General features: G+C 70.6%; 14 protein-coding genes, 1 tRNA gene and 1 pseudogene. 7 read left to right on the top strand and 9 right to left on the bottom strand.

Features of this window, described 5'->3' with window-relative positions; translation table 11 throughout:
* Nucleotides 1-5: 5 nt before the first annotated feature.
* Both IE278_RS33250 and IE278_RS33245 read right to left on the bottom strand, forming a co-directional pair.
* Nucleotides 6-818, bottom strand: a pseudogene (locus tag IE278_RS33250) (N-formylglutamate amidohydrolase); the annotation flags it as partial.
* Entirely contained in the window at nucleotides 819-2,471 is a 1,653-nt protein-coding gene (locus IE278_RS33245; RefSeq protein WP_189777718.1) for a serine/threonine-protein kinase, read from the bottom strand.
* A gap of 579 nt (nucleotides 2,472-3,050) precedes the next feature.
* Here IE278_RS33245 and IE278_RS33240 point away from each other — a divergent pair.
* The 3 genes from IE278_RS33240 to IE278_RS33230 all read left to right on the top strand — a co-directional run bounded on the left by IE278_RS33240 (nucleotide 3,051) and on the right by IE278_RS33230 (nucleotide 6,525).
* Nucleotides 3,051-3,731, top strand: coding sequence for an RNA polymerase sigma factor (locus IE278_RS33240; RefSeq protein WP_189777716.1), 681 nt, complete (start codon nucleotides 3,051-3,053; stop codon nucleotides 3,729-3,731).
* Nucleotides 3,728-4,984, top strand: coding sequence for a CU044_5270 family protein (locus tag IE278_RS33235; RefSeq protein WP_189777714.1), 1,257 nt, complete (start codon nucleotides 3,728-3,730; stop codon nucleotides 4,982-4,984). Before IE278_RS33240 ends, IE278_RS33235 begins: the two co-directional genes overlap by 4 nt.
* A gap of 170 nt (nucleotides 4,985-5,154) precedes the next feature.
* A complete protein-coding gene (locus IE278_RS33230; protein WP_189777825.1) occupies nucleotides 5,155-6,525 on the top strand; it encodes a hypothetical protein in 1,371 nt (456 codons plus the stop codon).
* Nucleotides 6,526-6,695: 170 nt separating this feature from the next.
* Here the strand turns inward: IE278_RS33230 and IE278_RS33225 are convergent.
* The 4 genes from IE278_RS33225 to sucC all read right to left on the bottom strand — a co-directional run bounded on the left by IE278_RS33225 (nucleotide 6,696) and on the right by sucC (nucleotide 10,710).
* A tRNA-Leu gene (locus tag IE278_RS33225) sits at nucleotides 6,696-6,780 on the bottom strand.
* Nucleotides 6,781-6,956: 176 nt separating this feature from the next.
* Entirely contained in the window at nucleotides 6,957-8,522 is a 1,566-nt protein-coding gene (locus IE278_RS33220) for an aldehyde dehydrogenase family protein (protein WP_189777712.1), read from the bottom strand.
* Between the two features lie 146 nt (nucleotides 8,523-8,668).
* A complete protein-coding gene (gene sucD / locus IE278_RS33215) occupies nucleotides 8,669-9,568 on the bottom strand; it encodes a succinate--CoA ligase subunit alpha (protein WP_189777710.1) in 900 nt (299 codons plus the stop codon).
* An 11-nt stretch (nucleotides 9,569-9,579) separates the two neighbouring features.
* Nucleotides 9,580-10,710 carry an ADP-forming succinate--CoA ligase subunit beta gene (sucC, locus tag IE278_RS33210; protein WP_189777708.1) on the bottom strand — a complete coding sequence of 377 codons (1,131 nt, stop codon included), beginning with the start codon at nucleotides 10,708-10,710 and terminating at the stop codon, nucleotides 9,580-9,582.
* A 200-nt stretch (nucleotides 10,711-10,910) separates the two neighbouring features.
* Between sucC and IE278_RS33205 the strand changes: the two genes are divergently transcribed.
* The 4 genes from IE278_RS33205 to IE278_RS33190 all read left to right on the top strand — a co-directional run bounded on the left by IE278_RS33205 (nucleotide 10,911) and on the right by IE278_RS33190 (nucleotide 17,688).
* The gene (locus IE278_RS33205) at nucleotides 10,911-12,596 is read left to right on the top strand and encodes a thiamine pyrophosphate-binding protein (RefSeq protein ID WP_189777706.1); all 1,686 of its coding nucleotides are present in this window, start codon (nucleotides 10,911-10,913) and stop codon (nucleotides 12,594-12,596) included.
* A 61-nt stretch (nucleotides 12,597-12,657) separates the two neighbouring features.
* Nucleotides 12,658-13,902 (top strand): formyl-CoA transferase, encoded by a 1,245-nt coding sequence (frc, locus tag IE278_RS33200; RefSeq protein ID WP_189777823.1) that lies wholly within the window; start codon nucleotides 12,658-12,660, stop codon nucleotides 13,900-13,902.
* Between the two features lie 3 nt (nucleotides 13,903-13,905).
* The gene (locus IE278_RS33195) at nucleotides 13,906-16,038 is read left to right on the top strand and encodes an acetate--CoA ligase family protein (RefSeq protein ID WP_189777704.1); all 2,133 of its coding nucleotides are present in this window, start codon (nucleotides 13,906-13,908) and stop codon (nucleotides 16,036-16,038) included.
* A 261-nt stretch (nucleotides 16,039-16,299) separates the two neighbouring features.
* Nucleotides 16,300-17,688, top strand: a complete 1,389-nt coding sequence (locus IE278_RS33190; RefSeq protein ID WP_189777702.1) for an OFA family MFS transporter — start codon at nucleotides 16,300-16,302, stop codon at nucleotides 17,686-17,688.
* Nucleotides 17,689-17,826: 138 nt separating this feature from the next.
* Here the strand turns inward: IE278_RS33190 and IE278_RS33185 are convergent, their stop codons facing one another.
* The 3 genes from IE278_RS33185 to eboE form a co-directional block, all read right to left on the bottom strand.
* Nucleotides 17,827-19,002 carry a sugar phosphate isomerase/epimerase family protein gene (locus IE278_RS33185; RefSeq protein ID WP_189777700.1) on the bottom strand — a complete coding sequence of 392 codons (1,176 nt, stop codon included), beginning with the start codon at nucleotides 19,000-19,002 and terminating at the stop codon, nucleotides 17,827-17,829.
* A gap of 177 nt (nucleotides 19,003-19,179) precedes the next feature.
* Nucleotides 19,180-20,619, bottom strand: coding sequence for an alkaline phosphatase family protein (locus IE278_RS33180; protein WP_373312153.1), 1,440 nt, complete (start codon nucleotides 20,617-20,619; stop codon nucleotides 19,180-19,182).
* Complete coding sequence (gene eboE, locus IE278_RS33175; protein ID WP_189777698.1) at nucleotides 20,616-21,785, bottom strand: metabolite traffic protein EboE; 1,170 nt, start codon at nucleotides 21,783-21,785, stop codon at nucleotides 20,616-20,618. Before eboE ends, IE278_RS33180 begins: the two co-directional genes overlap by 4 nt.
* Nucleotides 21,786-21,787: the final 2 nt, after the last annotated feature.

The raw sequence follows: 21,787 nt of genomic DNA, 5'->3' as shown, positions 1-21,787 counted from the left end.
GGCGCGGTGACCGCGTCGACCAGTTCCGCCAGTGCGGCCGCCAGCCGGTCGAGGCCCGGGCCCGCAGGGCCGCCGGGCTCGGTCATGTAGACATCGCGTCGGATCTCGATCATCAGGGCGCTGACCCGGCGGTCGGTGCCGTAGTACGTCAGCGGTACGTACGTTCCGGCGAAGGGGCTGTTGATGCCCGTACCGCCGAAGCCGGTGAACGCCTCCTCGGCGCGGGTGCGGAGGTCGGGCGGGGTGTGGAAGGCGTCGGTCCCGAGGCAGACGGGCGGCCGGGGGCCGTCGCCGTGGAGTTCGTACGGCAGCCGCTCGGTGGGGTAGGAGTGCACGTCGATGATCACGGCTCGCCCGACAGTCTCCAGGCGCCGGGTCACCGCCTCGGTCATGGCGGCGGCGTACGGGTCGAAGTAGCGTTCCAGGAGCGGCTGTTCGGCCGCCGCGTCCAGGTGGCCCAGGTGGCCGCCCCGCCGGAGTGGCTTGCGGTGCGTGGTGCGGGTGTAGACGGCTCCCATGCCGACGGCCCGCATCTCCTCCCGTTCGTCGGGGAAGCGTTCGGGGTCGACGACCAGTCGGGACAAGTGGTTGACGAACTGCCAGGGCGTCACCGCGCACCGGGCGGCGGCCTCCGCCGCGATCCGCTCGGTGTGCGAGTCGGTGATGTGGTCCAACTCCCGTTCCAGCGCGGTGTCGTTGAGCAGGATGTCCTTCCGAACGTCCGCGGGGACGGTCCGTGAGGAGTGCGGTACGTGCAGGACCACCGGTGAGGCGGGGCCGCCGGGTACGACGCCGTACGGAGCCGAAGTGCCATTCATCTAGGCGCCCTTGGCGACGGTCACCGTCACGGACAGGTCACCCGAGTTGTCGGCGACGCAGCCGCCGTCGGCGTCGTTGATGCGCAGTTCGAGCGTGCCCCCGGCCGCCGCCTCGAAGGTCCACTCCTTCCCCACGACGTGGCTCTCCTCGCCCTCCCCGCTCTCGGTGAAACGCCCGAGGAGCGCGCCGAAGGGAGCCGACTCGTTGACCTTGCAGTCCGCCGCGGCGAAGTCGAGCGACTTGTCGGTCTCGGCGTCGTAACCGTCCGGTCCTGTCAGCGGCATCTCGGGGCTGTCCACGGTCCACTGCCCAGAGGTGAAGCGGACGGTGACCGTGTCGCCGGACTGGATGAGCGTGTCGGTGACGCGCTGCCAGCCCTCGGCGCCATGGACCACCGACTCGTTGACGACGGGCGTCGCCGGCAGGGGCGTACCGGCCGGCAGGGAGATCCCGGCTTCGCTTCCCGTGTCCTCGCTGTCCGACGCGTCGGCCTGGGCGGCCCGTTCGAAGGGCGGCACCCCGGCGAGGAAGAGGCCGAGGCCGGTCCCCGCGAAGACGAGGGCGACCGAGGAGACCACCAGCCCCAGGACCCGTCTGTCACGCCGGCTCTCCTCCCTGCGCAGCAGCGCCGCCGCGGTCGCGGCGTCGTACCGCGACGTGGGTGCGGCGGTGGGTGCCGTGTGGTCCGTCCACGGAACGTGCTGCCGGGTCCGGGTCTCCGCGTCCGCGAGGGAGGCGCCGGCCGGGATCGCTATCCGGACGGTGGCCGACGGCAGCGACCTCGGGTCGGCCGCGAGCCCCTCGGCGGCGTGCCGCAGGGCGGTCGTCGCGTCGGGGATGGAGGGCCGCTCCTCGGGCGCCTTGCGCAGCAGTGCCTCCACGGCCGGGAGCAGCGGACCCAACTGCGCCGGGAGATTGGGCTGTTCGTACGCGACGGCGTGCAGGGTGGCCGCGTGTGCGGGACGGCGGAAGGGGGACGCCCCGGTGGCGGCGGTGACGAGTGTCGCGGCCAGTGACCACAGGTCCGAAGCGGGCCCGACCTCACCGCCGTTGACGCGTTCGGGCGCCATGTACTCGACGGAGCCCGCGAATTCACCGGAGTTGGTGAGTGCCTCGCCGTCGTCGAGGACGGCGATGCCGAAGTCCGTCAGAACCGCGCTGCCGTCGCGGCGGAGCAGGATGTTGGCCGGCTTGACGTCCCGGTGCAGGGCTCCGGCGGCGTGCACGGCGTCGAGCGCGCCGAGCAGTTGCGCCCCCAGTGCGGCGACCCGTGTCGGCTCCAACGGGCCGTTCCGGGCGAGGAGTTGGGCGAGCGAGGGGCCGTCGATGAGTTCCATGACGATCCACAGCCGGTCCTCGTACTCGACGAGGTCGTGGACGCCGACCACATGCGGGTGCGGTACCCGGGCCACCACCCGTGCCTCCCGTACGGCACGGCGCAGCCACACGCGGTGGTCCTCGTCGCCCTGGGTGAAGACGTGCAGCTCCTTGGCGGCGACATCCCGCGCGAGCAGCTGGTCGTGGGCGCGCCAGACGGTGCCCATGCCGCCCCTGCCGAGCTGGTCGATCAGCCGGTACCGACCCGCGATCAGACGCCCGGCACCCCGTGCCGCGTGCGCCGCACCCTGCTGATCATCACTGCCGGACAACATGCCCGCCTCACGCCCCTCCCGATGGCTTCCTCGCCACCGGCCCCATGTATCACTCGAACACCGGCGAGCATAGCGGTGGGAACTGACGTCGGAACGACAGCTCGGCGAAGAAGCCCGGGCGCAGCAGCGGGCCGGTCGCGGGCCCGGCAGCGGGGGCAGCGGCGGGCCGCTTTCGGCGCTTCGCGCAGGAACGCGCGCGACGCCTCCTGTCGACCGTCACGACCTGCGGTTTTCAGTCTGCGTTGAAACGGTTGCCCGTACGCCGCACCGCGCACCAAGCTAGAAGCGTCGCGGCGGCCTCTGGTGGTGGACACCGGCCCGTCTGCCAGGGGTACGCCGGAACCGATCAGCCCTGTCCGGGCATCACTGGGGAGTGTCCGGGCAGGGCTGGACCGGCCCGGACGGTGTCAGGCACGAAGTGTCACGTGAGCGGGGCCCGGTACGCCGGGCCCCGCTTCGCCATGTGCGGCCCCATCTCATACGGCTCGGGACCGCATCACATGAATTTCTGCTCCACCTGTAAGAAGTGGGCCGCTGCGCGCATTGCTTGGTGAGAGAGCCGACAAGAGGGGACGGCGCGTGACCCATGCCCAACGCTTCCGGGACATCTATGAGGAGTGCTATCCGCGCGTCCTCGCCTACACCACCAGCCTGGTGGGACGGCAGGTAGGAGAGGACATCACCAGCGAGACGTTCACGGTGGCCTGGCGTCGGGTGCGGGACCTGCCGCAGCCCGCGCTGCCCTGGCTGCTGGGAGTGGCCCGCAACCTGGTGCGCGAGATGCGTCGCCGGGACAGCCACCAGTACCTGCTCGCCGCCGAGGAGGCACGGCGCATCGGCCTCGGCAACGGCGGCAGCGGCGGTCCGGCCGAGGTCGGCGATGTCGCGGCGGACGTGACCGACCGGGAAGCCGCGTTGCAGGCCCTGGCGGGGCTGTCGGACGCCGACCGGGAACTGCTGACGCTCATCGCCTGGCACGGCCTGAGCACCAAGCAGGCCGCCCGGGTGCTGGGCTGCACCACCGCGACGCTGACGGTCCGGCTGCACCGGGCCCGCCGCCGTCTGGAGAAGGCCCTGGAACCGGCGTACCTGGCAGACACGGCCCCGGCGCGAAGACCGGACTCCGCACCCCAGGAACGAACCCCGCAACACCTGCACCACACGCAACACCCGACCCGCACTGACCGCACTCACCGCGCTGATCGCACCGATCGCGCTGACCGCACTGACCGCACTGACCGCAGAGGAGCACTCACATGAAGAACACCCGCGAACGGGCCGGACGGCCCGACGTCATGAAGGTGCTCGCGGACGCCCGGCCCGACGAACTGGACCCGTCCCGGCTGGCCGGCTCCCCACGTCAGCACGAGGACCTGGCCCGCATCCTGGCCCGGACGACGGACACTCGCACGGCACGCTCCGGGGTACGCGGCCCTCTGTGGAGCGGGATCCGACCGCTCGGGGCAGTCGCGGCCCTCACCGCGGTCGCGGCGTCCGCGGTGGTGGTGACCACGCTCGACCGGGACTCTTCGGGCACCCGCGCGGGAGCGGCCCCGCAGTCCTCGTCCGCCGCCGCGGACCCGGGCGCCACGGGACCGGGCGCAGATGGTGACGTACGCGTCGACGGCCGCCTCGAACTGCTCAGCGTGGCGAAGAAGGCGGAGACGCCGGCCGGCGAAGGCACGTACTGGCAGACCACCACGCGCTCGGAGGACGTGAACGTCGTCGCCCCGGCGGGAGACAAGGACCAACTCCTCGCCGTGCGGACCACGTCGACCGACAAGTGGTCGGTGGGCGTGCGCCCGGGAACCCGGAGTCTGATGGTCTCGGGTCTGGACGGCGTGACCGAGCCCCGTACCGCGGCGGACGAGGCACGCTGGCGGGCCGCCGGCTCACCCGGGACGCTGCAGGCCGAAGTGTCCGGCAACGAGCAGGGCGGCACGCTGGGTTACACGATGGGGACCCGGCGGCCGATGGTCATGCGCACGGACGCCGACGACAAGATCTACGCCCTCGGCCCGCAGAACATCACCTACCAGGACCTGCGTGAACTACCGTCCGACAGCGGCAAGTTGCACCGAGAGCTGGAGAGGCTGTACGCGCAGGACAGCGGCGCCGACACCGGCGTCGGCCGCACGGGGTACGTGCTGCGGCAGGCGGCCAACCTCATCACGATGCCCGTCGAACCCGCCGTCCGGGCGGCCGCGTACCGGGTGATGGCGGAACTGCCCGGCGTCCGCGGCCTCGGCCGTGTCACCGATCCGCTGGGGCGCGAGGGCGTCGGCTTCACCTTCCCCGGCACACCGTCGACCCCGCTGGGGACGGTGGAGCAGCGGCTGGTCGTGGACCCCTCCAGCGGCGAGATGCTCGCTGAGCTGAGCGTGCTGGTCGAACCGTCCGCCAGGGCCGAGAAGGCCGGTCTCGACGCGGGCACGACGGTCAACTACTCGGCGACGACCCGGATGAGCTGGGGCGAACACCAGATCACGGTGCCGAAGAACGCCCAGCGGTGAGCGCGAGCGACGCGGCGCAGCACAGACCACCGCAGCACAGATCACTGAGGGCACTGGATCCAGTAGGAGCACGCGAGAAGATGACGACACCGGCACGACGACCTGCACGCCTGCCCGTGGGGCGCCCCGCCCGACACCCCGTACGGCGGCTGTCTCTGCCCGCCGCCCGCGTGGCCACCGCACTCGTGGCCTGCGCGATAGTGCTCACGCCGTACGCCGCGCAGGCACAGGCACAACCACAGCCGCAGGCACAGGCGCAGCCGCCAGCGGGCGTACGGGCCGTCCAGCAGGCCTCTCTCGCCGCGAGAACGCCCTGGAAGCTGGCGTTGCCGCTGTCCGGGGCGGAGTCGACCGACTTCTACGACGTCACCGCGACGGGCCGGAGCGACGCGTGGGCGGTCGGCGGAAAGTCGGACGAGTCCTGGGCCATGACTCCGGTGGCCAAGCACTGGGACGGCACCCGTTGGACCGATGTCCCGACCGCGGGTATCGGCGGCCGAGCCGCGCGATGGGAGGCGGTGGCCGCCTCGGGTCCGGACGACGTCTGGGCGGCGGGAACGTACACCGACATCGAGATCGGCGCCGCCTCCTCCACCCCCGGCCCGCTGCCGGAGGGCCGCACGGCGGACCGACTGCCGGACGCGCTTCTGAAGCGTCTGCCGGCCGCCCAGGCGGACCGGCTCCGCGCGGGCACCGCGCTCCCCGAGGCCGCCGACCCGATCGTGCTCCAGCACTGGGACGGCACCCGCTGGACGTCGGTCGCACGTCCGGCGCCCGTCGAGGGTTCGCTCCGCTTCGTCCTGGAACTGGAGTCGGTGAGCGCCGACTCCGTATGGCTGACCACCATGGACTGGAACCCGACGGCGGACCCCGCCGACCCGGACAAGGCGTACTCCGGGCAGCTGGAGCACTGGGACGGCCGTAAGTGGAGCCGTACGGCACTCCCCGAGGCGCCGGACGGCAGGCCGGTCCAGCCCTTCAGCATCACCGGCACCGGCCCCGACGGCGTCTGGGTCAGCGCCCTGACCGAGACGGGCGCCGTCGCCACACCTCTGCTCTACCACTTCGACGGCCGGCGCTGGACGGTGCGCACCGTCCCCGTCCCCTTCGCGTACGACCCCGGCTGGGTGGCCAACCACGCCGTGTCGGCCAGGCGCGGAACGGTCCACGTGTTCGGCAAGACCAACGATCCGCAGGTGCCGAGCGGGCTGCTCGCCATGCGCTGGGACGGGCGTACCTGGAAGGAGCTGCCGGTGCCCGGGGTCGACGAGGTCAACGCGTCCGGCTCGGACGGTTCGGGCGGTGTATGGGTCGCGGGCTGGCGCCCGCGGGGCAGCGCCCACACGGTGTTCTCCCGCTGGGACGGCGCCACCTGGACCGAGGAGGAGCTGCCCGGGGAACTCACCTCGACCAGTGAGGGCAGCACGGTCTTCGACATCGAGGGCGTTCCCGGCACCCGAGCCGTACTGGCCGCGGGCAACGCCGCCTGCGAGAGCCCGACGGGCGCGTGCGGTCTGCTGGCGGCACGCGGCCTCCGCTGACGGAGGGCCCGGGCCACCGAGCCGACGACGGTGTTCGAGCCGCCTCGCAAACAGGACGGCGGGGTTCGCCGCCGCCCTGAAAAACAGCTTGTGCGGGCCGGGGCTACGCCCGACCCGCACAGGTGTGAGGTACTTCGTCTTGCTCAGCTTCTGTCTTCTGTTCTGTTCTGTGTCCGAGGGGGGACTTGAACCCCCACGCCCGATAAAGGGCACTAGCACCTCAAGCTAGCGCGTCTGCCATTCCGCCACCCGGACTAGGTGTCTGCCGCCTGGACGGGGGTGTTCCCCGCGGCGACATGGACAACAATACCAAGCTTTCGGAGTGGCTTTCACCTGCGTTTCCGCGCCCCGGCGGGGTACCGCACGGGGCGCGGACGACGCTCTGCGGCGTCACGCGAGGTGACCGGAGAACTACGCGGCGGTGGAGCCGGTCACGGCATCAGGTGGTACTCCGGGAAGTTCCCCGGCAGCCGCTCCCCCGCCGGCCCGTGCGTGACCGCGCGCACCAGCAGTTCGCCGCCCACGAACGCGCCGCGCCAGGACGCGCCGAAGCCGCCGAACAGTTCGTCGCGGTCGCCCCGCGAGCGGGGCTTCCCGTGGCCGACCTTGAAGGCGCGGATCTGCGGGGCCAGCCGCTTGTACGTGGCCTCGTCGTCGGTGGACAGGGTCGCGACCAGTGCGCCGTTCGACGCGTTCATCGCGGCCAGCAGTTCCGCCTCCGTGTCGACCAGGACGATCGTGTCGACCGGGCCGAAGGGTTCCGCGTGGTGGAGCGGGGAGGAGGGGGGCGGGTTCAGGATCGTGACCGGCTGGACGTACGCGGAGGTGTCCTGGCCGGGAAGGAAGCGGGCGTCGGTGAGCTTGCCGCGGTGCAGGGGTACGGCGCCGCGGTCGATGGCCTCGGCGACCTGGTCGTGCAGCTCCTTCGCCTTGGCCGCGTTGATCACCGGCCCGAAGTCCAACTGCGGGTACGGGTCGTGGGGGTGCTCGACGGCCAGGGGGTGGCCGACGCGGAGGGTGCCGACCGCCGGGAGGTACGCCGCGAGGAACTCGTCGAACAGCTCACGCTGGACGACGAAGCGCGGGTAGGCCGTGCAGCGCTGTTTGCCGTAGTCGAAGAGCTTCGGGATGACGGCCGTCAGCGCGTCCCAGTCGGTGTGGTTCCAGATGCCCCAGGTGTTCAGCCCCTCCTGTTCGAGTACGTGTCGTTTGCCCAGGTCGGCGACTGCCGTGGCCACCGCGGCGCCCGTGTCCCGGCCGCCGACGAAGGAGACGCAGCCGATCTCGGGCGCGCGCACGAGCGCCTGGGACAGTTCGCCTCCGCTGCCGCTGACGAGGGTGACGGGTATCCCCTCACGGGCGGCGAGCGCGCTGGCCAGGGTGAGGCATGCGACGCCGCCGTCGGTCGGGGTCTTGGCGATGACCGCGTTGCCTGCCAGTGCCTGTACCAGCATCGCGTGAACGAGCACGCTCATCGGGTAGTTCCAGCTCGCGATGTTGGACACGGGTCCGTCCAGCGGGGTCCGGTCCGCGAGCATCGGTTCGATGCCGTCGACGTACCAGCGCACGCCGTCGATGGCGCGGTCGACGTCGGCCTGCGCGAGCCGCCAGGGTTTGCCGATCTCCCAGACGAGGAGGAGGGCGAGCAGTTCCCGGTGCTGGGTGAGCGCGTCGAGGGTGGCCGCGACGCGGGCCCGGCGTTCTTCGAGGGGTACGTGGCGCCAGGCGCGGTGGTGGTCGAGGGCGGCGCGGACGGCCTGGTGGGCCGTGGCGCCGTCCAGTCGCGGGGGTCCGGCGATGGGGCTGCCGTCGACGGGGCTGGTGGCGGGCAGTGCCCGGCCGTCCGCCTGCCAGGCGGCGCCCCAGAGGTTGCGGACGCGGTCGTCCTGGAAGGCCTCGGGCGCCACGGCGAGACACCGCTGCCAGGCGTCGGCCCACGAGGTGTGGGCCTTGAGGGTGAGGGGTGGCGTGTGGATGGGTGTGAGGGTGGGTGCCATTCGGTTGCTCCGCTCTCGGTGCACAGTCGGGGGCGGTCGTTCATGGCTGGTCCCGCGTACGCGGGCGCTGAGGGTGCGCGCCCGGCAACGGGACGTCGTACCGGCGACGCTAGCGACGCGCCGCGGCGTCCGTAAGTGACGTCAGGTCAACTATGAGTGACATCACGTTCCGCTTCGAGGCGGGCCAGTACCAGCCGGGCCGTCTCGGTCGGGGTGCCGCCCACCTGAACGCCGGCCGCCTCCAGGGCCTCCTTCTTGGCCTGGGCGGTGCCGGACGAGCCGGAGACGATGGCACCCGCGTGGCCCATGGTCTTGCCCTCGGGAGCGGTGAATCCCGCGATGTAGCCGATCACGGGTTTGGTGACGTGGTCGCGGACGTACGCGGCCGCGCGTTCCTCGGCGTCGCCGCCGATCTCCCCGATGAGGACGATGAGTTCGGTGTCGGGGTCGTCCTGGAAGGCGGCCAGGCAGTCGATGTGGGTGGTGCCCACGACGGGGTCGCCGCCGATGCCGACACAGGTGGAGAAGCCGATGTCCCGCAGCTCGTACATGAGTTGGTAGGTGAGCGTGCCGGACTTGGAGACCAGGCCGATACGGCCGGGCTTGGTGATGTCGGCGGGGATGATGCCCGCGTTGGACTGCCCGGGGGTGATCAGACCGGGGCAGTTGGGGCCGACGATCCGGGTGCCCTTGGCCCGCGCGTACGTCGTGAAGGCGACCGAGTCGTGCACCGGGATGCCCTCGGTGATGACGACGGCGAGGCCGATACCGGCGTCGGCGGCTTCGACGACCGCCGCCTTGGCGAAGGCCGGTGGCACGAAGACGACGCTGACGTCGGCGCCGGTCGCCTCGATGCCTTCGCGTACGGAGCCGAAGACGGGGACGGCGCGGTCGTCGAAGTCGACGCTGTGGCCCGCCTTGCGCGGGTTGACGCCGCCGACGACGTCGGTGCCCGCGGCGAGCATGCGCCGGGTGTGCTTCATGCCTTCGCCGCCGGTCATGCCCTGGACGAGGACCTTGCTCTCCTTGGTGAGGTAGATGGCCATGTCCTACTCCTTCAGCCGGCGTGGGCGAGTTGGGCGGCGCGGCGCGCCGCACCGTCCATGGTGGTGGACTGCTGGACCAGCGGGTGCGCCCGGTCGTCGAGAATCGCGCGGCCCCGTACGGCGTTGTTGCCGTCGAGGCGGACGACCAGCGGTTTGCTCAACTGGACGGCGTCCAGGGCCTGCACGATGCCGTCGGCGACCGCGTCGCAGGCGGTGATGCCGCCGAAGACGTTGACGAAGACCGACTTGACGGCCGGGTCGGAGAGGATGACGGAGAGGCCGTCGGCCATGATCTGGGCGGAGGCGCCGCCGCCGATGTCGAGGAAGTTGGCGGGGCGCGCGCCGCAGCCGGCGACCACGTCGAGGGTCGACATGACGAGGCCGGCGCCGTTGCCGATGATGCCGACCTCGCCGTCCAGCTTCACGTAGTTGAGGCCCTTGGCCGCGGCGGCAGCCTCCAGCGGGTCGTCGTGTGCCGCTTCCTGACCGCCCCAACGTGCTTGCCGGAAGCGGGCGTTGTCGTCGAGGGTGACCTTGCCGTCGAGGGCGAGGATCTGCCCCTGCGCGGTACGGACGAGGGGGTTGACCTCGACGAGGACGGCGTCCTCGCGGATGAGTACGTCCCAGAGCCTGACCAGGACGTCGACGGTCTGCGGGGGCAGGCCCGCGGCCCCGGCGATCTCGGCGGCCTTCGCCGAGGTGACACCCTCGGCCGGGTCGATGTGGATCCGCGCCACCGCGTCCGGACGGGTGGCGGCGACCTCCTCGATGTCCATGCCACCCTCGGCGGAGGCGATGGCGAGGAACCGGCCGACGGCGCGGTCGAGTACGTAACTGACGTAGAACTCGCTGTCGATGTCGACCGGTTGGGCCAGCATCACCTTGCCGACCGTGTGGCCCTTGATGTCCATGCCGAGGATCTGGCGCGCCGTCAGTTCGGCGGCGGCCGGGTCGGCGGCGAGTTTCACGCCGCCCGCCTTGCCCCGTCCGCCGGTCTTCACCTGCGCCTTGACGACGACGCGGCCGCCCAGCCCGCGGGCGATCTCGCGGGCTTGCTTGGGCGAGTCGGTGACCTCCGCCCTCGGCACCAAGATGCCGTGTTCCTCGAAGAGTTCCCTTGCCTGGTGCTCGAACAGGTCCATCTCGGCTCCCTCTTAAAAGTGCCGCACGCCCCCTGGACACCACCCACCGGATGCGGGATAACAAGCTTCATACAGTATTCGTCGACTGTATGCAATGTACCGCGACGGCATCCACGAACAGTGCGCGCACCCCGTATGAGCTGCACGTATGAGCTGCGCTTCCGCGCGCCCAATCCCCTACGAAGGGACAGGACTTCGCCATGCCCGACGACAACAGCCAGAACCTCATCTCCGGTGGGCACCTGGTCGCCAAGGCACTCAAAGCGGAGGGTGTGGAGGTCATCTACACGCTCTGCGGCGGCCACATCATCGACATCTACGACGGCTGCGTCGACGAGGGCATCGAGGTCGTCGACGTACGCCACGAGCAGGTCGCCGCCCACGCCGCCGACGGTTACGCACGCATCACCGGCAAGCCCGGCTGCGCCGTCGTCACCGCCGGCCCCGGCACGACCGACGCCGTGACGGGGGTCGCCAACGCCTTCCGCGCGGAGTCCCCGATGCTGCTGATCGGCGGCCAGGGCGCCCATACGCAGCACAAGATGGGATCCCTTCAGGACCTGCCGCACGTCGACATGATGACGCCGATCACCAAGTTCGCGGCGACCGTGCCGGACACCGCGCGGGCCGCCGACATGGTGTCCATGGCGTTCCGCGAGTGCTACCACGGGGCGCCCGGACCGTCCTTCCTGGAGATCCCACGCGATGTCCTGGACGCCAAGGTGCCGGTGGAGAAGGCGCGGGTGCCCGCCGCCGGCCAGTACCGGGCTTCGACCCGCTCGGCCGGTGACCCCGAGGCCGTCGAGAAGCTCGCCGACCTCCTCGTGCACGCCGAGAAGCCGGCGATCCTGCTGGGCAGCCAGGTGTGGACGACCCGGGGCACCGAGTCCGCCATCGACCTCGTCCGCACCCTCAACATCCCCGCCTACATGAACGGCGCCGGACGCGGCACGCTGCCGCCCGGCGACCCGCACCACTTCCAGCTCTCGCGCCGGTACGCCTTCTCCAACGCCGACGTCATCGTCATCGTCGGTACGCCCTTCGACTTCCGCATGGGCTACGGCAAGCGGCTGTCGCAGAGCGCGACCGTCGTGCAGATCGACCTCGACTACCGGACCGTCGGCAAGAACCGGGACATCGACCTCGGCATCGTCGGGGACCCGGGGCTCGTCCTCAAGTCGGTCGCGGAGGCCGCCTCCGGGCGCCTCAACGGGGGCGCGTCCAAGCGCAAGGAGTGGCTCGACGAGCTGCGCGCCGCCGAGCAGACCGCCATCGAGAAGCGGCTGCCGAGCCTGAAGTCCGACGCCTCGCCGATCCACCCGTACCGGCTGGTCAGCGAGATCAACGACTTCCTGACCGAGGACTCCATCTACATCGGCGACGGCGGCGACATCGTCACCTTCTCCGGGCAGGTCGTGCAGCCCAAGTCACCCGGGCACTGGATGGACCCGGGCCCGCTCGGCACGCTCGGCGTCGGCGTCCCCTTCGTGCTGGCCGCCAAGAAGGCACGGCCCGACAAGGAGGTCGTCGCCCTCTTCGGGGACGGCGCCTTCTCCCTCACCGGCTGGGACTTCGAGACCCTCGTCCGCTACGACCTCCCCTTCGTCGGCATCGTCGGCAACAACTCCTCCATGAACCAGATCCGCTACGGCCAGGCCGCCAAGTACGGCCTGGAACGCGAGCGCGTCGGCAACACCCTCGGCGACGTCCACTACGACAAGTTCGCGCAGATGCTGGGCGGTTACGGCGAGGAGGTCCGCGACCCCGCCGACATCGGCCCGGCCCTCCAGCGCGCCCGCGAGTCGGGCAAGCCGTCGCTCATCAACGTCTGGGTCGACCCGGACGCGTTCGCCCCCGGAACCATGAACCAGACGATGTACAAGTGAGGTGGAACCGTTGACGAAAGCGACAGCAACGACTGCCACGCCGGAAACGGCAACCCCGCCGGTGACCTCGGCGGCCTCGGCCAAGGCGCTCGAAGGCGTCCGCGTCCTCGACATGACACACGTCCAGTCCGGTCCCTCCGCCACCCAGCTGCTCGCCTGGCTCGGCGCGGACGTCGTCAAACTGGAGGCGCCGACCGGGGACATCACGCGCAAGCAGCTGCGCGACCTCCCGGACGTCGACTCCCTCTACTTCACGATGCTCAACTGCAACAAGCGGAGCATCACCCTGAACACCAAGACCGAACGCGGCAAGGAGATCCTCACCGAGCTGATCCGGCGCTCCGACGTCATGGTCGAGAACTTCGGGCCGGGCGCGGTCGACCGCATGGGCTTCACCTGGGACCGCATCCAGGAGATCAATCCGCGGATCGTCTATGCCTCCATCAAGGGGTTCGGGGACGGCCCGTACACCAAGTTCAAGGCGTACGAGGTCGTCGCTCAGGCCATGGGCGGGTCGATGTCGACCACCGGCTTCGAGGACGGGCCGCCGCTGGCGACGGGAGCCCAGATCGGTGACTCGGGCACGGGCGTCCACGCGGTGGCCGCGATCCTCGCCGCCCTGTTCCAGCGGGAGAACACGGGGCGCGGGCAGCGCGTGAACGTGGCGATGCAGCACGCGGTACTGAATCTGTGCCGGGTGAAACTGCGGGACCAGCAGCGCCTCGGGCATGGGCCGCTGGCTGAATATCCCAACGACGACTTCGGCGACGAAGTTCCCAGGTCCGGAAACGCGTCCGGCGGCGGCCAGCCCGGCTGGGCCGTCAAGTGCGCGCCGGGCGGCCCCAACGACTACGTGTACGTCATCGTGCAGCCCGTCGGCTGGAAGCCGCTCTCCGAGCTGATCGGCCGGCCCGAGCTGGCGGACGACCCCGAGTGGGCGACCCCGGAGGCACGCCTGCCCCAGCTCACCAAGATGTTCCAGCTGATCGAGGAGTGGTCGGCCACGCTCCCCAAGTGGCAGGTGCTGGAGCAGCTCAACGCCCACAACATCCCGTGCGGCCCGATCCTCTCCACCAAGGAGATCATCGAGGACGAGTCGCTGGTCGCCAACGAGATGGTCGTGACGGTGCCGCACCCCGAGCGGGGCGACTTCGTGACCGTGGGCAGCCCCCTGAAGCTCTCCGACTCCCCCGTGGACGTGACCAGTTCGCCGCTGCTCGGCGAGCACAACGAAGAGGTGTACGTCGGCGAGCTGGGGCTCGGCGACGAGGAGCTGCGCCTGCTCAAGTCGAACGGAGTGATCTGATTGATGGCCGAGGACCGGGTGCTGAGGGTACGCAAGCTCCTCGACGCCGTGCGGGCTTCAGGACGGACGGCGCTGACCGCCCCGGAGGGCAAGGTGGTCGCCGACGCGTACGCGATCGCCGTCCCGGGTGAGGAACTGGCGACCGACGTCGACGAGGCGGTCGCGTACGCGGCGCGGTTCGGTGGTCCCGTCGTGATGAAGATCGTCTCTCCGGACATCCTGCACAAGACCGACGCGGGCGGCGTGATCGTGGGCGTGGAGGGCGCGGCGGACGTACGCACCGCCTTCCACAAGATCATCGAGAACGCCCGGGCGTACGACGCCACGGCTCGTATCGAGGGCGTGCAGGTGCAGGAACTGCTGCCCCAGGGGCAGGAGGTGATCGTCGGCGCGGTGACCGATCCGACGTTCGGGAAGGTCGTGGCGTTCGGGCTCGGCGGTGTACTCGTCGAGGTCCTGAAGGACGTCACGTTCCGGCTGGCGCCCGTCGATCCGGACGAGGCGCTGTCGATGCTGGACTCGATCCGGGCCGCGGAGATCCTGCGCGGGGTGCGGGGCGCTCCGGCGGTGGACCGGTGGGCTATCGCCGAGCAGATCCGCCGGGTCTCCGAACTGGTCTCGGACTTCCCCGAGATCGCCGAGGTGGACCTGAACCCGGTGATCGCCACCCCGGAGGGCGCGGTGGCGGCGGACATCCGCGTCATCCTCGCCGAGTCGGTGCCGAAGCCCCGCCGCACGTACGGCCGCGACGAGATCCTCACCTCGATGCGCCGGCTGATGCAGCCGTCGTCGGTGGCCGTGATCGGCGCCTCCAACGAACAGGGCAAGATCGGCAATTCGGTCATGCGCAACCTCATCGACGGCGGTTTCTCCGGAGAGATCCATCCGGTGAACCCCAAGGCCGATGACATTCTCGGCCGCAAGGCGTACAAGAGTGTCACCGACGTTCCCGGTGAGGTGGATGTGGCGGTCTTCGCCATCCCGGCCAAGTTCGTGGCCTCGGCCCTGGAGGAGGTGGGGCGCAAGGGGATCGCCAACGCCGTGCTGATCCCCTCCGGGTTCGCGGAGACGGGCGAGCACGAGCTCCAGGACGAGATCGTGGCCATCGGCGAGCGGTACGGCGTCCGGCTGCTCGGACCGAACATCTACGGCTACTACTCGACGTGGCAGGACCTGTGCGCCACGTTCTGCACGCCGTACGACGTGAAGGGCGGGGTCGCGCTCACCTCGCAGTCCGGTGGCATAGGGATGGCCATCCTGGGCTTCGCGCGCACTACGAAGACGGGTGTTTCCGCGATCGTGGGGCTCGGCAACAAGTCGGACCTGGACGAGGACGACCTGCTGACCTGGTTCGGCGAGGACCCCAACACCAAGTGCATCGCCATGCACTTGGAGGACCTCAAGGATGGGCGTGCCTTCGTGGAGGCCGCGCGGGCGACCGTCCCCAAGAAGCCGGTGGTCGTCCTCAAGGCGGGCCGTACGGCGGCCGGGGCGAAGGCTGCGGGCTCGCACACGGGCGCCCTCGCGGGCGACGACGCCGTGTACGAGGACATCCTCAAACAGGCCGGTGTCATCCGGGCGCCCGGCCTGAACGAGATGCTGGAGTACGCGCGCGCGTTGCCGGTGCTGCCCACTCCCCAGGGCGACAACATCGTGATCATCACGGGCGCCGGCGGCAGCGGCGTACTGCTGTCCGACGCGGTGACCGACAACGGCCTCTCCCTGATGGAGATCCCGCCGGACCTGGACGCGTCCTTCCGGACGTTCATCCCGCCGTTCGGGGCCGCCGGCAACCCGGTGGACATCACGGGCGGCGAACCCCCGTCGACGTACGAGGCGACGATCAGGCTCGGTCTGGAGGACCCGCGGATCCACTCGCTGGTCCTCGGCTACTGGCACACCATCGTGACCCCTCCCATGGTCTTCGCCGAGCTCACCGCGCGCGTGGTGGCCGAATTCAGGGAGCGCGGGATCGAGAAGCCCGTCGTGGCGTCGCTCGCGGGCGACGTCGAGGTCGAGGAGGCCTGCCAGTACCTCTTCGAGCACGGGGTCGTGGCCTACCCGTACACGACCGAGAAGCCGGTGGCGGTGCTCGGCGCGAAGTACCGCTGGGCGCGGGCCGCGGGGCTGTTGTGACGCGGCGGCGGGCGGCGAACCGGCCGGCCGGGGGTCCGGGGGTTGTCCCCCGGGCGTGCCGCAGCCCGCTGGGCGCGGGCCGCGGGGCTGTTGTGACGCGGCGGCGGGGCCGCGGGGCTGTTGGGGGGCGGTTCATGACCTGATCCGGCGAAGGGGCGGGCCGACGGTGCGCGTCGGCCCGCCCCGGGACCCGTGCGCACACGAAAGGCATTGGACAGGGGGCGCTGGCCAGATCTTTCGACGCAAGGGGTGCTACGAGACATGACAACCACCGACATCACGACACCCGTCCCCTACAGGGAGGTGACGGACCGCAACGGTCGCCTCTACCGGATCGGCGAGACCGACCGGGACATCATGGGGCGACCCCGCTGGACCATGGTGCTCTTCCCCTGGATGGGCATGCTCGGCATCAGCTCCTCGGAGTACGCGTTCACCTCCGCCGAGGACACCCTGCACGAGGCCCACCTCTGGAACAGTGGGCACATCTTCTGGCTGATGGGCGTCTGGGTGTTCTTCCAGGCGGCCGTGGCCTTCCCGGCAGGCCAGCTGCGCGAGAGCGGACGGCTCCCCGCGCGGTACGCCATGATGCTCGGCGCGTGCGGCACGCTGCTGGGCTATCTCTCGCTGGCGTACGCACCACATGTGATCGTCGCCTACATAGGCTTCGGCATGTTCAGCGGCATCGGCGCCGGCCTTGTCTACGCGACCTGCGTGAACATGGTCGGCAAGTGGTATCCGGAGCGCAAGGGCGGCAAGACCGGCATGGTCAACGGCGGTTTCGCCTACGGCTCCGTGCCCTTCGTGTTCCTGTTCACCTCGTACATGGACCTGTCCAACTACGAGACGGTGCTGGTCTTCGTAGGCGTGATCTGCTGCACGGTCGTCGCGTTCGCCGGCTGGTTCTTCAAGGACCCGCCGAAGAACTGGTGGCCCGCGCACGTGGACCCGCTGAAGACCTCGACCGACCCCCGGGTCGTCCGGGCGCTGGCGAAGAACCCGCCGGCGGTCAAGCAGTACACCCCGCGCGAGGCGGCCAGGACGCCCGTGCTGTGGATGATGTGGTTCTGCCTGCTGTGCACGGCCGGCATCAACATCTTCGGTATCGCCATGCAGGTCCCCTTCGGGAAGGAGATGGGATTCGCGGGCGGCATCGTGGCCACCGCCATGTCGCTCAAGGCCATCGTGAACGGCACCGGACGAGGTGTCATCGGCTGGATCTCGGACCGCTACGGCCGCCGGAACACCCTCGTCATCGTCTGTATCGTGCTCGGCTGCTCTCAGTTCGGCGTGTTCTTCTCCGGGAACCTCGGCTCGATGCCGTTCTTCCTGGTCTGCTCGATGGTCTCCGGCTTCGGCGGCGGCGCGATCTTCCCGCTGTTCGCGGCGATGACGGCCGACTACTTCGGTGAGAACAACAACGCCTCCAACTACGGCATGGTCTACAGCTCCAAGCTCATCTCGGGTCTCGTCGGCTCCGGCGTGGGAGCCATCGTCGTGAGCGCCTGGGGCTACGGCGGCGCCTTCGCGCTGGCCGGCAGCATCGGTCTCGGGTCCGCGGTCCTGGCGCTCTTCCTCCGGGCTCCCGGCCGGCCCAACGCCAAGCGGGTCGTACCCAACCCGCACCCCATCGGTGAGGAGATGGCCTGACCGGTGCTCCCCACGCCGCATCCGTCCCCGACCTCCTGGAACCCCAAGATCCGCTTCGGTCCTTGAGAACGACGGCGGTCCTCCCCACGACAGTGCGTGGGAAGGACCGCCTGTTGTACGTCCGGGGTGTGTCCCGCCTCAGTGGCGCCTGGCGCGCAGGGCCGCGAGGTTGTCGTAACTGATCTTGGCCTCGCGCAGCGACTGCGCGGGGTCGGTGGCGCTGGGCGAGTTGTCGTCCTCGACCATCGGGTTGTGGTAGTTCCGGTCCCCGACCCGCGAGAAGAACGTCGTGTAGTCGATGACACCGGTTCCGAAGGGCACCATGTCGTAGCCCATGCCGTTGGTGGTGCTCACGACACCGTCCTTGGCGTGGAACAGCGGGTAGCGCTTGTTGTGGCGGGCGACGAGCCCCGCCGGGTCGAAGACCTTCTTGCGGGTGGAGCCGTCGTGGGCGGTGTAGGTGTGGAACTTGTACTGGGCCACGTGCGCCCAGAAGATGTCCATCTCCAGCCAGACCAGCTTCGGGTCGGTGACCTTCAGGAAGTACTCCAGCTTGCGGATGCCGGAGCTGCGGGTGGGCCGCCCCTGGTCGTCGAGCGGACCGCCGTCGAGCAGGAAGCCGTAGGCCGCGTCGTGGTTGTGCGTGTACAGCTTGATGCCCTCGCGGCGGGCGATGGCGCCCAGCGCGTTCCACTTGTCGGCCGCCACGTCCCAGTCGGCCCGGTAGGAGCTGCCGGTGGGGTCGCCACCGGTGCCCATGTGGTCCATGCCCAGGATGTTGGCGATCTCCAGGTGCTGCTTGAACCTGTCCACGTCTGCGCTGGTGAGCGGCCAGGAGGGCGGTATGAAGCCGTGGTTGCCCTGGGCGCGCAGGCCGTAGTCGTCGAGCCAGGAGCGCAGCAGCCTGGCGCCCGCGACGGACTCCAGGCTGGCGCCGCCGGGCGCGTTCGCGTGCTGGTTGTAACCCGCGAACTCCACCTGGCGGTAGCCGTGGCGGGCCAGCTGCTTGAACACCTCGCGGAAGCCGGAGGGCAGGTCCGAGGCGAGCGGGTCGCGGGCCGTGGCGTCGCGGACGGTGTAGAGGATGATGCCGCGCCTGCCGGGCGGGACGAGGACGTGACCGCGGCCGTGACCGTGGTCATGGCCGTGGCCTCTGCCCCGGTCCTGGGCCAGGGCGGGTGAGGCTCCCAGCACCGGGGCGGCGACCGCCCCGGCGGCGACGGCGGTGCAGGTGCTGAGGAAGCGGCGGCGGTTGACGCCGAGCGAGCGACGCAGGGCGTCGCCGGATCCGGATTCGTCGTTGAACGCGGTCACGGTGTCTCTCTTTCGGTTGGATGTCCAGCCAGGTGCGGGGTCGTGCTCAGCTGCGGTCGCAGGCCTCTGACCAGGGTGAATACAGAGGCGTACGTGAGTTGTCCACAGGCCGAGCACACTGTCGGTGCCGTGTGTTTCAATTTTCGTGTTCGCCCGTCCGGTCGCTCCCGGGTGATGTCACCCGAGGCCGGCCAGGTCGAGCAGCAGGGATTTCACATCGGTGGCCGCGACGCGGTCCCCGACAGCGCGGGGGGTGGAGCAGATGATGAGCGGACCTTCGTCGTCGCTCAGGGGGAGGCGGCCGTGGCTGCCTCGAATAGGTGAGGGGTCGAGGGGCACGACCGCCATGCGGTAGCGCATGCCGAGCTTCTTGCGGGCCAGCGCGCCCGCGGCCTTGACCTTGACGTACGGGTCGAGCGGATCCATGAAGAGCTCGACCGGGTCGTAGCCGGGTTTGCGATGGATCTCGACGAGCTGCGCGAAGTCGGGCGCGCGGGCGTCGTCGAGCCAGTAGTAGTACGTGAACCAGGCGTCCGGCTCCGCCACGGCGACCAGCTCGCCGGAGCGGGGATGGTCGAGGTGATGGGTCTTCTTGCCCTCGTCGTCGAGGAGTTGCTCGATGCCGGGCAGGTCGGCGAGTGCCGCCCTGGTGGCTTCCATGTCCTCGGGGCGGCGGACGTAGACATGGGCGATCTGGTGGTCGGCGACGGCGAAGGCCCGTGAGGTCATCGGGTCGAGGTACTCCATGCCGTCCTGGGTGTGCACCTCCAGGAGTCCGGCGCGGCGCAGTGCGCGGTTGATGTCGACGGGGCGGTCCGCGCGGGTGATGCCGTACTCGGACAGGGCGACGACGGTACGGCCTTCGGCGCGGGCGTCGTCGAGCAGGGGGGCCATGGCCGCGTCGAGGTCCGCGGCCGCTTTCAGGGAGCGCGGGTCGTCGGGGCCGAAGCGCTGCAGGTCGTAGTCGAGATGGGGGAGGTAGCAGAGGGTCAGGTCCGGCCAGCGGGTGGCGATGACGTGACGGGTGGCGTCGATGATCCACTGGCTGGAGACGAGGTCGGCGCCCGGGCCCCAGAAGTGGAAGAGCGGGAACGTGCCGAATTTCTCGGTGAGTTCGTCGTGCAGAGCCGGGGGCCGGGTGTAGCAGTCGGGTTCCTTGCGGCCGTCGGCGTAGTAGACCGGACGGGGGGTGATGGTGATGTCGGTGTCGGCGCCCATGGCGTACCACCAGCAGATGTTGGCGACGGTGTAGCCGGGGTGGACGCGCCGGGCGGCGTCCCAGATCTTGTCCCCGGACACCAGGCCGTTGTGCTGGCGCCACAGGAGGACGTCGCCGAGGTCGCGGAAGTACCAGCCGTTGCCGACGATGCCGTGCTCGGAGGGGTGGGTGCCGGTCAGGAACGTGGACTGGGCGGCGCAGGTGACGGCGGGCAGGACGGTCCCGAGGTGGGCCTTCGAGCCGGACTGGGCCAGGGACTTGAGGTGCGGCATGTGATCGAGGAGCCGGGGGGTGAGGCCGACGACGTCCAGGACGAGGAGAGGAGTGGGGGAAGAGGCGCCGGCGGCGGTGGCCGGCTCGGCCACCAGGGGCTCGGCCGGGGTTTCGGGGGTGCTCACGGCAGCTCCTTCAGGCCGAGGTCCGTCAACAGGTCGCGGGCGAGGGTGAGTTCGGCGGCGATGCCGTCGGCGAGCTGGGCCCGGGCACGCGGGCGCAGTTCCGGCGGGAGTGCCTGCCAGGTGTAGGTCTCGACCTCGAGGTGGTGGGTGAGCGGCTGTGGGCCGCCGACCAGCCGGGTCAGCGTGTCCTTGAGTACGGGCAGCGTGGAGGTGAGGGGTGCGGCGGGGGCCGCGTGCAGCGGCACATGGAAGTGGGCGCGCCACGGGGAGGCGTCGGGCAGTGCGTCCTCCTTGATGGCCTCGCCCAGGTCGTCGGTGCCGCGGAGCCCGGCGGCGGTGAGGGTGCGGGTCTGGTGCAGGAAGCGGGGTTCGTCGAAGGCGGCGAGGGCCTCGCGGACTTCGGGGAGGTGGGGGTGTTCGGCGTGCAGGGCGGCCGACAGCTGGGACTTGACGACCGGGACGCCGGCGGCGGCCAGCCGGTCGAGGGCGGTGTGCGGATCTTCGAAGGAGGTGGCGAGGTGGCAGGTGTCGACGCAGATGCCGATGCGGTCGCGGCCGATGGCGGCGAGCGGGGCGATGGCGTCGGCCGTGGTCTCGACGGTGCAGCCGGGTTCCGGTTCCAGGCCGATGCGGATGGAGCGTCCGGTCAGCTCCTCCAGCGCGTCGAGGCGTTCGGCGAGCGTGCGCAGGGCCGTGTGGGCCAGGGCGGCGCGGTCGTCGTCGTACACGGTGCGCCAGGCGAGCGGCAGCGTGGAGATGGTGCCCTCGGTGACGTCGTCGGGGAGGAGTCCGGCGAGCAGGCGGGCGAGGGCCGTCGTGTGGTCGAGGCGTTCGGGGTCGGCCCAGTCCGGCTTGTAGACGCGGTACTTGACCTCCTCGGCGCCGAATCCCTCATAGGGGAAGCCGTTGAGGGTGACGACTTCGAGGCCTCGGCTGTCGAGTTCCGCGCGCAGGCCGCGCAGGGCGGAGGGGTCGGTGACGAGGGCGCGGGCGGCGTCCTTGGCGAGCCACAGGCCGATGCCGAGCCGGTCGCGGCCGAGCCGCCTGCGCACGGGTTCGCAGTGGTCGCGGAGCTGGGCGCGGACCCCGGCGAGGGTTTCGGCGGGGTGGACGTTGGTGCAGTAGGCGAGGTGGACGGTGGAGCCGTCGGGGTGGCGGAAGCGCATCG

The sequence above is a fragment of the Streptomyces tauricus genome (assembly GCF_014650955.1).
In the GTDB taxonomy this organism is placed as follows: Bacteria; Actinomycetota; Actinomycetes; order Streptomycetales; family Streptomycetaceae; genus Streptomyces; species Streptomyces tauricus.
The sequence above is the reverse complement of the archived record's forward strand: the minus strand, read 5'-3'. Positions and strand labels throughout refer to the sequence as shown.